This window comes from Kribbella sp. NPDC049227 (assembly GCF_043197265.1).
Taxonomy (GTDB): Bacteria; Actinomycetota; Actinomycetes; order Propionibacteriales; family Kribbellaceae; genus Kribbella.
The window spans coordinates 737,591-749,917 of sequence record NZ_JBICST010000002.1 but is presented as its reverse complement, the minus strand read 5'-3'; the positions used below and the strand labels follow the sequence as shown (position 1 = coordinate 749,917).

12 protein-coding genes are annotated in these 12,327 nt (G+C 69.3%); 6 read left to right on the top strand and 6 right to left on the bottom strand.

Annotation, left to right across the window (positions count from 1 at the left end):
* Positions 1-135: 135 nt before the first annotated feature.
* The 3 genes from ACGFH6_RS10395 to ACGFH6_RS10385 are packed head-to-tail and all read right to left on the bottom strand — an operon-like array spanning position 136 to position 1,880.
* The gene (locus ACGFH6_RS10395; protein WP_393382308.1) at positions 136-435 is read right to left on the bottom strand and encodes a hypothetical protein; all 300 of its coding nucleotides are present in this window, start codon (positions 433-435) and stop codon (positions 136-138) included.
* Positions 436-485: 50 nt separating this feature from the next.
* Entirely contained in the window at positions 486-1,289 is an 804-nt protein-coding gene (locus ACGFH6_RS10390) for a CPBP family intramembrane glutamic endopeptidase (RefSeq protein ID WP_393382305.1), read from the bottom strand.
* 3 nt (positions 1,290-1,292) lie between these two features.
* The gene (locus tag ACGFH6_RS10385; protein ID WP_393382303.1) at positions 1,293-1,880 is read right to left on the bottom strand and encodes a TetR/AcrR family transcriptional regulator; all 588 of its coding nucleotides are present in this window, start codon (positions 1,878-1,880) and stop codon (positions 1,293-1,295) included.
* Between the two features lie 69 nt (positions 1,881-1,949).
* Between ACGFH6_RS10385 and ACGFH6_RS10380 the strand changes: the two genes are divergently transcribed.
* Positions 1,950-4,364, top strand: coding sequence for a glycoside hydrolase family 3 protein (locus ACGFH6_RS10380; protein WP_393382301.1), 2,415 nt, complete (start codon positions 1,950-1,952; stop codon positions 4,362-4,364).
* Here the strand turns inward: ACGFH6_RS10380 and ACGFH6_RS10375 are convergent.
* Entirely contained in the window at positions 4,324-5,316 is a 993-nt protein-coding gene (locus ACGFH6_RS10375) for an ArsR/SmtB family transcription factor (protein WP_393382299.1), read from the bottom strand. The genes ACGFH6_RS10380 and ACGFH6_RS10375 overlap by 41 nt on opposite strands.
* Before the next feature lie 59 nt (positions 5,317-5,375).
* Between ACGFH6_RS10375 and ACGFH6_RS10370 the strand changes: the two genes are divergently transcribed.
* Genes ACGFH6_RS10370 through ACGFH6_RS10350 form a run of 5 tightly spaced genes read left to right on the top strand, consistent with a single transcriptional unit; the run spans position 5,376 to position 10,461 of the window.
* Positions 5,376-6,650 (top strand): MFS transporter, encoded by a 1,275-nt coding sequence (locus ACGFH6_RS10370; protein WP_393382297.1) that lies wholly within the window; start codon positions 5,376-5,378, stop codon positions 6,648-6,650.
* Complete coding sequence (locus tag ACGFH6_RS10365) at positions 6,562-7,383, top strand: ATP-binding cassette domain-containing protein (protein WP_393382295.1); 822 nt, start codon at positions 6,562-6,564, stop codon at positions 7,381-7,383. Before ACGFH6_RS10370 ends, ACGFH6_RS10365 begins: the two co-directional genes overlap by 89 nt.
* Positions 7,380-8,036, top strand: coding sequence for a hypothetical protein (locus tag ACGFH6_RS10360; protein WP_393382292.1), 657 nt, complete (start codon positions 7,380-7,382; stop codon positions 8,034-8,036). The genes ACGFH6_RS10365 and ACGFH6_RS10360 overlap by 4 nt, the downstream gene beginning before the upstream one ends.
* Positions 8,037-8,088: 52 nt before the next feature.
* Positions 8,089-10,215: an ATP-binding protein gene (locus ACGFH6_RS10355; RefSeq protein ID WP_393382290.1), complete on the top strand. Its 2,127-nt coding sequence runs from the start codon at positions 8,089-8,091 to the stop codon at positions 10,213-10,215.
* A gap of 45 nt (positions 10,216-10,260) precedes the next feature.
* The gene (locus ACGFH6_RS10350) at positions 10,261-10,461 is read left to right on the top strand and encodes a DoxX family protein (RefSeq protein ID WP_393382289.1); all 201 of its coding nucleotides are present in this window, start codon (positions 10,261-10,263) and stop codon (positions 10,459-10,461) included.
* On the opposite strand, the gene ACGFH6_RS10345 is transcribed toward ACGFH6_RS10350, so the two are convergent.
* Together ACGFH6_RS10345 and ACGFH6_RS10340 are read right to left on the bottom strand one after the other, a co-directional pair.
* Positions 10,462-11,352: a carbohydrate ABC transporter permease gene (locus ACGFH6_RS10345; RefSeq protein ID WP_393382288.1), complete on the bottom strand. Its 891-nt coding sequence runs from the start codon at positions 11,350-11,352 to the stop codon at positions 10,462-10,464.
* 1 nt (position 11,353) lies between these two features.
* Entirely contained in the window at positions 11,354-12,292 is a 939-nt protein-coding gene (locus tag ACGFH6_RS10340; protein WP_393382287.1) for a carbohydrate ABC transporter permease, read from the bottom strand.
* Positions 12,293-12,327 lie beyond the last annotated feature (35 nt).

Genomic DNA, 12,327 nt, shown 5'->3' with positions numbered 1-12,327 from the left:
CCGTCAACCCCTCGCGGTCCCCCTCCGACACACCTCCCGATATAACCACCACCCCCCCCATCTGACGCCCCCCCACCCCAACCTAATCAACCCGTGGTGCGGTGGACGCCTGTGGCGGCGTCCACCGCACGGCGGTCAGGTGGTCACGGGCTCGGGTTGTGGCGCCGGCCTGGCCGGTGGTGGAGCGGCGGCGATGGCCTCCAGTTCGGTGCGGAACTGAGAGAGCATCCAGCGCAGCGGCTGGTCCAGGACTCTGGCGATGGTCCCCTCGTCGACGCGCAGCAGGTCGGCGATGCGGGCCAGCGCGTCCGGTTCGTCGGTGGCGGCGTGGAGCAGGTGCACCACCTCGTGCCGGTGGGCGAAAACGGCCAGCGCGGCGGCCGCCAACCCCGGATCGATCTCGGGCGGACTTGCGATTTCCCCGTTAACAGTCACGCACCATCAACCCGATCCACCCCCGATCGGTTACGTGTCAGTCGTTTCGATCACCCTCCGCCGGGCAACCAGCCGACCTTGCCGATCAGGTACGTCGCCCCCACCAGGGCAGCGATATCGATCAACGTATGGGCCACGACCAGCGGGCCGACCCGGCCCCAGCGCCGGTACAGGTGGCAGAAGATGACGCCCATGATCACGTTGCCGACGAAGCCGCCGAGGCCCTGGTAGAGGTGATACGAGCCGCGCAGCAGCGAACTGGTGACCGTCGCCTGGGTGGTTGACCACCCCAGTTGGTCCAGCCGGTGGTTGAGGTAGCCGAGGACGATGACCTCCTCGAGTACGGCGTTCTGCACGGCGACGAGGACCAGGATCGGGATGCGCCACCAGTAGTCGGGGAGCTGGGACGGGTCGACGGACAGGTTGACGCCGGTGGCGTAGGCGGCGAGGTAGAAGGCGAGACCAGCTCCGCCCACGCAGGCGGCGACGGCGGTCCCGCGGCCGAGGTCGCGGACCCGCTGCCGCAGGTCGAAGCCGATCGTGTGCAGGGACTCGCCGCCGCGGGCCAGGAAATGGGCGACGAGGGCGACCGGAACCAGGGCGTTGACGATCGCGAACACCTGCCAGGTGAGGTCCAGCCACGGGCGTCCCGGCGCCCGCGAACCGACGATGACCGCCGTCTGCCCGCTGATCGGCTTGGCCGACGTCAGTACACCGGTGAACGAGATCACCGCGGACAGAGCCGACGCGCCCAGCGACAGCGCCAGGACCAGCCAGATCTCCTTCGTCAGGACCCGCCGGTCCGCAACGGCGGGCGCGGGTGGTCCGGCGGCCTCACCCGCGGAGCTCGTCATGCCTCAACTATCCACCGCTCCCCCAGCCGAACCGAGCAGGCCCACGACGTGAGTCAGGAGGTCGGCCGGCTCGACCGGCAGCCCGAACTGCGACTGGACCTGAAGGCCGTCCGAGAGCGCGATCAGCAAGGTCGCGATCAGCTCCGGGTCAGCGGACGCGGTGAACGTCCCGGCGGCCTGACGGGCGCGCACGGCGCCGGCCAGCGACTCGCGCAGTCGTGCGTAGCGCTCCACGAAGTACGGGTGCGACGGGTGCTGTGGGTCGCCGGCCTCGGCCGAGAACGTCGAATAGAGCTGGACCAGACCCGGTACGTCGCTGTTGTGGCGGATGATCGCGGTCAGCTTGCCGATCAGGTCCGACCCGTCGAAACGGTCGACGTCGGCCTCGTCGCGGGCCCGGAGAACCGCCTCGAAGAGCTTCTCCTTGGAGCCGAAGTAGTGCAGCAGCCCCGCCTCGCTCAGGCCGACCGCGGCGGCGAGTTCCTTGGTCGAGGTCTTGCGGTAGCCCTGCCGGGCGATCACCTCGAGCGCCGCGGTCAGGATCTCCTCCCGCTTCGCGACCCCCTTCGCGTACGGACCTCTGGCAGCCATGCGGGCGATGCTACCGAGACCCGGAACGAAAACCTAGCGATACTCGGTTTTGGCGCGTACAGTCGTCGCATGAACCCCAGCTCAGCCGATCTCGCCGCACTGCTCGGCCGCCTCACGCTCGAGGAGAAGGTCCGCGTCCTGACCGGACAGGACTTCTGGTCGACCCATCCGCTGCCCGGCATCGGCCTGCGCTCGATGGTTCTCTCGGACGGGCCGAGCGGCGTCCGCGGTCCCGTCTGGGACGAGCGCGACCCGTCGCTGAACCTTCCGTCGGCCACCGCCCTCTCGTCGTCCTGGGACGTCGAGGTCGCGCACCGGTACGGCGTCGTGTCGGCACTCGAAGCCAGGCGCAAGAACGTGGACGTCGTACTGGGTCCGACGATCAACTTGCATCGCTCCCCGCTCGGCGGCCGGCACTTCGAGGCGTTCAGCGAGGACCCGGTGCTCACCGCCGACCTGGCCGCTGCGTACGTGGCCGGCGTACAGGAGCTGGGTGTCGGCGCGACGCCGAAGCATTACGTCGCGAACGACTTCGAGACCGACCGCTTCACCGCCGACGTCGAGGTGAGTGAGCGGGCGCTGCGCGAGGTCTATCTGCTCGCGTTCGAGAAGGCGGTCTCCGAGTCGAAGGCGTGGCTGGTGATGAGCGCGTACAACTCGGTCAACGGGGCGACCGCGACGGAGAACGACCTGCTGGAGACACCGCTCAACACCGACTGGGGTTTCGACGGGGTCGTGGTGAGCGACTGGACCGCCGTACGCAGCGTCGAGAGCGCCAAGTACTCGCAGGATCTGGCGATGCCGGGACCGGTCGGCGCGTGGGGTGATGCGCTGGTCGACGCCGTACGGGCCGGTGAGGTCAAGGAAGAGGCGATCGACCGGAAGGTACTGCGGCTTCTCGCGCTCGCTGCCCGGGTCGGCGCGTTGGAGGGATACGCGAAGCCGGCCGAGGTGCCGCAGGTCGACGGCGTCGCATTCGCCCGGTCCGCGGCCGCGGAGGGTTCGGTCCTCCTCCGGAACACCGGAGAGTTGCCGTGGAGCGCGGTCTCGCGGGTGGCGGTGATCGGCCACAATGCCCGGGACGCGCGCACCCAGGGCGGTGGGAGTGCGACGGTCATCCCGTCGTCCGTGGTCTCGCCGCTCGACGGGCTCCGGGCCGCGCTGCCGGACGCCGAGGTCACGTACTCGCTCGGCGCCGTCGTGCAGGAAGGTGTCGCCGAGCTGCCGCTCGCCACCATGGTCAATCCGGAGACCGGGCAGCCGGGCGCACGGGTTCGATTCCTGGACGCCGACGGTGCCGAGTTGTTCGCCGAGGACCGGCTCTCCAGCGCGCTGGTCTACCTCGGCGGGAACGCACCTGTCGCCCGGACGAAGGTCTTCGAGTTCCACACGAGCTACACCCCGGCGGAGTCCGGGTCCGTCCTGCTCGGCTTCGCGTCCGTCGGGCGCGGCCGGATCTTTGCCGACGGCAAGCTTCTGCGCGAGGACGTCGCCGTACCGGTGGGCACCGATCTCGGCGCGGCGCTGCTGTCGCCGCCGTCGATCTCGGCGCCGCTCGACGTGACGGCCGGTCGGACGGTCGACGTTCGCGTCGAGTTCGAGTTGCCCGAGCGTGACGGTGATCTGGGCAACGCCATGGGCATCACCGTTGGCGTCGAGCCGGACCGCTCCGACCCGCAGGCGTTGATCGACGAGGCCGTCGCGGCGGCCGCGGCGGCAGACGTCGCGGTCGTGGTGGTCGGGACCAACTCGAAGGTCGAGTCCGAGGGCTACGACCGCGGTTCGCTCGCACTTCCCGGCCGTCAGGACGACCTGGTCCGGGCCGTGGTCGCGGCCAACCCGCGCACGGTGGTGGTCGTCAACGCAGGCTCGCCCGTGCTGCTGCCCTGGCGTGGCGAGGTTGCCGCGCTCCTGGTCACCTACTTCGGTGGCCAGGAGTACGGCAACGCCTTGGCCGACGTACTGCTCGGCATCCGGGAGCCCGGCGGGCGCCTGCCGACCACGTGGCCGCGCGAGGAGGCCGACGTACCGGTGATCGACGTGACACCACGCGACGGGGTCGTCCGGTACGACGAGGGCGTCCACATCGGGTACCGCGCCTGGCTGAAGGCCGGCACTGAGCCGGCGTTCGCCTTCGGCCACGGCCTCGGCTACACGACCTGGGAGCTCACCGACCTCCGCGCGGTCGATCCGTCCTCCGTTGCGCTGACGGTCCGCAACACCGGCGACCGCGCCGGCAAGCACGTCGTCCAGGTGTACGCCGAACGCCCTTCATCCACTGTGGATCGACCGGCCCGCTGGCTGGCCGGCTTCGCCGTCGTACGTCTCGCCGCGGGCGAAGCGCGGGAGCTCACCGTCCAGCTGCACAACCACACCTTCGAGCACTGGGACAACGACTGGACCACCGAACCCGGCACCTTCACGCTCCGCGCCGGCTCGTCGGTCACCGACCTCCCGCTCGCCTGCCCGATCGAAATCCCCTGACCGGCGCCGGTCGTCGTACGACGCGACGACCGGTGTCGGACTGCCAGTACAGGACCGAGCGTCCGGACCGGCGACGTTCGAGAAGACCCGCGTCGGTCAGCACCCGCAGGTGGTCCGACACGGTGGCCAGCGAGAGACCGGTGGTCGCGACCAGGACCGTCGTACTCACCGGCTCCGCCGCCTCGACCAGGATGCGGGCCCGGTTACGACCGAGCAGCTGCACCAACGGCTCGGCCGGCACCTCGGTCCCGGCGAAGATCCCGGTGACCGGATAGGTCAGCGCGAACCGGTCCGGCTTGCGCCAACTCACGTTGACGCCGGGACTGTGGGCCGCGATGAACATCAGGTCGCGACCCCGCACGTCCGTGGTCGGGTAGTCCCAGCGGTTCACCCGGATCCGCCCGTCCCCCAGCCAGCGGACATCCGGACCGAGCCCACGCAGTACGCCGGACCACCCCTGCTCGCTGAGCCTCGACGTCCGCGACACGATGTCGGCCTGCAGCACCCGCAACCGCCGCGGCCAGTCCGGCTCGACCGTCTCCGTCCACACCCACCGCAGCAGGTCCGCCGCCGCGTCCGCGAGCCCCGTCGACGTCAGCAGGATCTCGGGCAGCGGCGTCCGTACGACGCTGAGGTCGGCGCGGATCTGGTCGTCGTTCAGGCTCGTCAGCAACTCGAGCTCGTCGGCCAGCACCTGGTTCGGCTCGAGCGGCGGCACGGTCAGGAAGTCGGCGACCCAGCTCCGTCCGAAGGCGTTCTCGACCAGCGCGGCCCAGACCGGCCGCGCGGCCAACCGGGCCTCGAAGTCGGGCTTGTGCTGGTCCTTCCAGGCCCGGAACCACGGCTCGACCGGCCGCTGCAGCAGCTTCAGCGCGGCCACGGTCTCGGTCAGCTGCGACGTCCCGAACCTGGCCATGGCCAGGGTGTCGGCGTCGACGAGGAACTCGGACAAGGTTTCGCCTCCATCCGAAACTGTAGGGCGCGGACGCGCGGCCGTCGAAGCTGCCGGACATGAGCACCTACCGGGAGATCTTCAGGAACGCCGAGTTCCGCAACCTCTGGGTCAGCAGCGCCCTCGGCAACGCGTCGTCAACGATGACCAGCCTCACGCTCGCGCTGATGGTCGACGCCGCGACCGGATCGGCGTTGCTGGCTGCCCTGGTCATGTTCGGCCCGTCGCTGGCCCAGGTGCTCGGCGCCTCCACGCTGATGTCGGCCGCCGACACCGCGCGACCGCGGCGAGTCCTGACAGCACTGGCCGCCGTGTCGACCGCGGCGGTCGCCGCCCAGGCTGCGCTCGATCTCACCGCGGGGATGCGGCTCCTGCTCGCACTCCTGGTGGCCTACGGGCTCTCGATCGGAGGTGGCGTCCGCTGGGGTCTGCTGAACGAGGTGGTCGACGAGGACCAGTTCATCCTCGGCCGATCCGCGATGAATCTGTCGGTCGGTGCGATGCAGATCGCCGGCTTCGGCATTGCCGGATTGTTGCTGCAGGCACTGAGCCCGGCGACGGTGCTGTGGATGGCGACAGCCTCCTCGGCGCTGAGCATCCCCGTCCTCCGCTTCGGTCTGCACGATCGCGCACCGCGACGTAGGGCCCGGACGGGCCTCGGCGAGACCTGGCGAGGCAACCGCCGTCTCCTCGGCCAGACCAGGACCCGGCCGCTGCTGCTCGCCCTGTCGCTGCCGAACGGCCTGATCGTCGGCTGCGAGGCCCTCTTCGTCCCGTACGCCGGTCCGCGCGCGGGCTGGCTGCTGGCCGCGGGAGCCGCCGGGATGATGACCGGCGATCTCGTCGTCGGCCGCTTCCTCAGCCCGTCCGGTCGTCGTACCGCCGGTCGTTGGTTGCGGTACCTGCTCGCCGTCCCGTTCCTCGGGTTCGCCTTCGACCTGCCGATCGGCGTACTCGCGGCCTTGGTCGCTGTCGGCAGTAGTGGCTATTCGGCATCCTTGTCGCAACAGGAGGTGCTGGTCGATCTGACGCCGGCCGACCTCCGGGGGCAGGTGCTCGGCCTCGAGTCCGCGCTCCGGATGACCGCGTTCGGGATCTTCGCGATCCTGGCCGGCACGCTCGCCGACCTCACCGCGCCGGCACCCTCGATCACCGCCTTCGCGGTCGCGTCCTTGCTCGTCTCGCTCGTCCTCACCCGCCCGCTCGCGAAGGTGATGCGGCCCGGTGGCCGGATAGTCTCGCCGCATGGAGATAGCGCGGCTGAGGAAGGTCTCCAAGCGGTACGGCCGGCGGGAGGTTCTGACCGACGTCGATCTGCACCTGCAGGAGGGTGAGTTGCTGGCTCTCGTCGGCGCCAACGGTTCCGGCAAGTCGACGGTGCTGAAGCTGATGGTCGGCCTGTCCCGGCCGACGACCGGCACAGTACGCCGTACTGCGCAGATCGTGAGCTACGTACCCGACGTCTTCGCGTCGCACGACCGTCTCTCGGCCTCCGCTTATCTGCGGCACATGGGGAGAATCCGCGGCCTCACCGCTCGGGCTGCCCGGCAACGGTCCGGCGAACTTCTGGACAGGCTCGCACTGAGCGGCGGCGCGGACACTCCGATGCGGAAACTCTCCAAGGGCAACGCGCAGAAGGTCGCTCTCGCCCAGGCACTGCTCAAGCCACCGCAACTGCTCGTCCTCGACGAACCCTGGTCCGGCTTGGACACCACGGCCCACGGGACGCTTCGGGAACTGCTCACCGAGACGGCCCGCGAGGGTGGTGCGGTCGCGTTCACCGAGCACTCGGACCAGGTCGTGAAGTCAACGGCCACAAGGGTCTGCGAGATCCATCAGGGCAAGCTCGTCCAACGCACCACGAGCACACCGCACCACCTGATGGAGATCGAACTGATCCCCGGGGCCGACCTCGACTGGTCGCACCAGCCCGACGTTCTCGACGTACGACGCCACGACGCCGGCGTCACGGTGATCCTGCCGACCGGCAGCCACGACGCCGCGTTGCTGACCGCCCTCAATCACGGCTGGTCAGTGGTATCGGTTCGGCAGGTGAAGCCCGAGTGAGCGCCCTCTACCGGTATCTCCTGGCCAGCGTCCTGCTCTCCCAGCGGTACTTGCCGCCGACCCTGATCTTCCTCGCCGCGCTCGCGGTCGGCGTGACCTCGGACAACGGTCCGCTCCAGGCGTCGTACGCGTTCTGTGTGTTGGCCATGCTGATCTGCAGCACCTGGCTGGCGGTCAGCATCGTCAACCACGAGGACCCGACCCAGCGCAAGATCACGTTGGTGATGATGGGCGACTCACTGCGCGTACTCGCGATCACGGTCGCCGTCGTACTCACCTGGAGCGTCCCGCTCATCGCGGTCGGCCTGATCTATCCGATCGTCACCGGCAACCACGTCATCACCGCCGGCAACCTGACCGTCGGCGCCGTCGCCCAACTGGCCGCCGCGATGATCGGCACCGCGATCGGTCTGCTCTGCTCTCGCCTGGTCATCCCCCGCATCGGCATCGCGACCCTGACCGCGGCCGCCGCGATCCTCGTCGTCCTGCTGATCCGCTGGGTCTCCCCGATCCGCCCGATCATGACCCTGCTGTCCAACGACCACACGGCGACCGAGGACGCCGTACCGCTGACTCTCCTGACCGTTCTCTGCGCGGCCATCCTCGCCGCCGCCCTCCTCGCGACTCGCGGCATCGCCGACCGCAAGGAGTGACGCACCATGCAAAGTTGTGGTCGGCTCTTGCGTTGGGGCGCACACTGACCGCATGGGGGGATCGGACGGAGACCACGGATCGCTCCCCGGCCGCGACCGGGAGCAGGCGTTGCTGGCTCGCGCCTTGCGGAGTGCTGCCGAGGGCAGTCCACGGGCGCTCTTCGTCCACGGCGAGGCAGGCATCGGCAAGACGCGGCTGGTCAGAGAGGCCTGCCAGGCCTCGCAGTTGCGAACGGCGTGGGGCAGTTGCGTCCGTTTCGCCGCTGCTGAGGTTCCGTACACGCCCATCGCCGGTGTGCTTCAGGACTGGCTGAACAGCGCAGGACCGACCGAGCGGGACGAGGTCCTGGCCGGCGTCGACGATCTCGCGGCCCTGCTCCCCTCGATCGGCTTCGGTACGGCGATCGCCGGCGGACGACTGGTGCCGCTGGTCGATCTCGTCATCAGCCGCCTGGCCGACCGCCGGCCCACGGTGGTGGTCGTCGACGATCTGCAGTGGGCGGACTCGGCGTCCCTCGATGTGCTGGCCTACCTGATCGCCGGCTTCCGGAACCAGCCGCTCGCACTGATCGCCACCTGCCGCGAGGAGGCGCGTTCCGAAGGACACCCCATGCATGGCTGGCTCGACGACATGCGCCGGATGTCGTCGTTCGAGGAGATCCACCTGGAGCGGCTGGACCTCGCATCGACCGCGGATCAGATCGCCGGCCTGACCCGGCATCCGCGGGATCTGGAACTGGCCGCGCAGGTGCAGGCGATGTCCGACGGCAACCCGTACCTGACCGAACTTCTGGTCCGCGATGTCCCGGTCCCACAGGCCGGTCCCATGGCTGTGCCGGACGCGTTGCGGGCTGCGCTGTTCTCCCAATGGCACGGCCTGACCCCGGAGTCGAGAGACCTCACCCGTCTGCTCGCGGCCGCCGGCCGACCGGTACCGCTCGCTGTCCTGACCAGAGTGGCCGGAGAGCACGGCATCAACCCTGAGTACGTGACCGACTGCCTGACCGAGGCCGAGACCCACGGTGTGATCGAGTCGACCAACGGGACACCGTGGTTCCGCCATCCACTGATCGCGGACCTCCTGTCCGACGGTCTCCCGCTGACCGTGGCCGGGAAGGTGCACGCGACCTACGTGCGAGTGCTGGAAGCCACGCCTGACGTGGCCGCCGCCGACCTGGCCGCGCACAGCCGCCTGGCAGGACGGACGGACGACGCCTTCCGATGGTCGCTGCAAGCTGCCGACGACTCAGGCCGGCTGGGTGCGCCGGCCGAGGAGGCGATCCATCTGCGCGGCGCCTGCGAGCTGTGGGAGTCCGTCCCGGTCGCCGGCTCGACCCGCGACCGGATCCAGTTGCTGCGGCGAACAAGTGCGGCGTACTCGAAGATCGGCGAGGCCGGCGAGGCGGTCGCCTTGCTCGACCGAGCACTGGCGTTGGTCGACCGAGCGGCTGAGCCCCTGCTGGCCAGCGCCATCCTCACGAGTCGGTCGAGGGCGCGTTCGAGTGATGGTGCGCCCTCGGATCTGGCCGACGCGCAGGCGGCTGTGGAGCTCGGCTCGTCGGATCCGGACAGCCCTGAGTACGCGATGGCGCTGGCCGAGACGATGCATGCTCAACAGGCGGTTGAGGTCGCCGAGCGGTCGGGCTCTGAGGACGCGCTCACGAGAGCACTCTGCAAGCGTGCGGCCGCGACGTACCTGCGGAATCCGTCCGACGCGCTGGCAGATGCCGCACGAGCGGCGCAGCTCGCGCTGTCGCACGGAAACCTGCGCGACCTGCAGGACGCGACGGTTGGCCGGCTCAACGCTCTGATCCAGCTCGGCCGGTACGACGAGTTCCTGCAGGATGGCGTAACGGCGTACTGGCAGATGGTCGGCGGCGGCGCCGGCAAGTCCTGCCACGCCCTGGTCTTCCTGCTGATCGAGGGACTGCTGGATTCCGGTCGGTGGGACGAGGCACGTGCGATGGTCCGTACGGCGCTGGCCGCTCGCTGCTCCGGCATCACCGGCGCCGGGGTCCGAGTGGCTGCCGCACTCCTCGCCGCGAGGTCGGGTCAGGACGCCGAGGCCGAACTGCATCTGGCGCGGGCCGCCGAACTCGCACCCGGCACCGTGCGCGATGTCCAGGAGGGCCTCGGAACACTGCCGACCGAACGCCTCGGACAGTCAGGCCCGGCGTGACAGCACGCGACTGACGACCTCGTCGACCATCGTGCCCGGGATGGGGTGGCAGCCGCGGTGGTGCTGGTCGCGCCACGTCTGCCGCGGCTGAAGGAGTGGGCGTACGCCGGCGTACTGATCAACATGACCGGTGCGGCCGCGTCGAACGCCGCCGGCCATCAGTACTCCGGGATGATCGCCCCCGCCGCGTTCGCCGTACTGGCGCTCGCTTCGTGGGCGATCAGACCCGGCAGCAGAAGGTTGTAGCTAGCGGCTGAAGCCCGCGGTCAGGCCGCTGAGGAGCTGACGGCGGCCGAGGGCGTAGAGCAGGACGATCGGCAGCGTGGTCAGCACGACCGACGCGAGGACGGCGGGGACGTTCACGCTGTACTGGCCCTGGAAGGTCCACAACGCCAACGGCAGGGTCCGCTTGTCCGGGCTCTGGGTCAGGATCAGCGGGAGCAGGAAGCCGTTCCAGACGGCGAGGCCGTTGTAGATGCTGACCGTGACGAGGGCGGGCCGGGTCAGCGGCAGCGCGAGCTTGCGCATCATGTCCCACTCGGTCGCGCCGTCGACGCGCATCGACTCGAACAACTCCTTCGGCACGTCGCGGATGAAGTTCGTCAGCACGAGCACCGACAGCGGGATCGAGAATGCGACCGACGGCAGGATGAGGGCCAGCAGGCTGTCGTAGAGATGCATCCGGATGATCAACAGGTAGACCGGGATGATCGTGGCCTGCAGCGGGATCGCGAGCCCCATCAGGAACAGGCCGTTGACGCCGGCCAGGAACTTGCCGCCGGCGCCGCGGATGATCGCGTACGCCGCCATGAACGAGATCGCGACCGCGGGGATGATGGTGCCGACCGTGACGATCACGCTGTTCGCGAAGTACCGCGGGAAGTCCGACTCGATCACCAGTTTGTAGTTGGTCGTCGTCGGGGCGGTCGGCAGGGCGAACGGGTTCTGGGTGAAGTAGTCGCTCTGGTCCTTGAAGCTCGTGACGACGATCCAGTACAGCGGGATCAGCACGATCGCCAGCCAGATCCAGCCCGCCAGACCGCCGAACCAGTTCAGCTGCAGCAGCTTGTGGGCACGGACCGGTCCGCCACGCGCGCGCTGGGACGCCGTACTCGTGCTACTGGTGGCCACAGCCATGTCACGCACCTTCCTGCTGGCTGGCCGTCGTACTGCCACCGAGCCGGCGCAGCAGCAGAGCCAGAGCCAGGCCGAGCAGTACGAGGACGACGGCGATCACACTCGCCGGGCCCATCTGGTTCGACATGAATCCGGTCTTGTACATGTCCAGGGCGAGAACCTCGGTGGCGTCGCCCGGCCCGCCCGCGGTGAGCACGAAGATCAGGTCGAAGAAGGTCAGCGAGCCGACCACCATCAGCGTCGACGACGTGATGATCGTGTACTTGAGCTGCGGAATCGTGATGCTGAAGAACTGCCGGATCCGGCCGGCGCCGTCGATCGCGGCGGCCTCGTACATCGTGGTCGGGATCGCCCGCACCCCACCTTGGTAGATCAGCGAGTGGAACGGGATGAACTGCCAGGAGACGATGAAGACGACCACACCGACGGCGAGGTTGCTCTTGCCGAGCCAGTCCTGGGTCAGGAAATCGAGGTGCAGCCCCGGACCGAGACCGAAGTTCGGGTCGAGCAGAGCCTTGTAGGTGATGGCGATCGCGGCCGAGCTGAGCAGCAGCGGAATGAAGTAGAGGACCGCCAGCAACGCGCGGTACCGCTGGCGTCCGGCCAGGAACGTGCCGAGCAGCAGGCTCATCGGAGTCTGCACCAGCCACGACAGGATCATGATCTCGAAGGTGACGAAGATGCTGTGCGGCAACGAGCTGTCGGTGAGCACGGACCGCCAGTTGGACAGGCCGGCCGGGGTGATCGGGCCCAGGCCGTCCCAGTGGGTGAAGCTGAGGACGAGTACGCCGACCAGCGGGACGACGCCGAAGACGACGAACATCACCAGGGCGGGCAGCACCATCCAGGCGACCCGACCGCTCCGCCCGGCGCCGGAGCGGGCGCCGGACGAGACCTTCCGCCCGGTCGCCGGCGCGACGGGCGGAGCGGTCACGGTCATGGGGCTTCCCTGCCTGGACCGAGGGGTGGCATCAG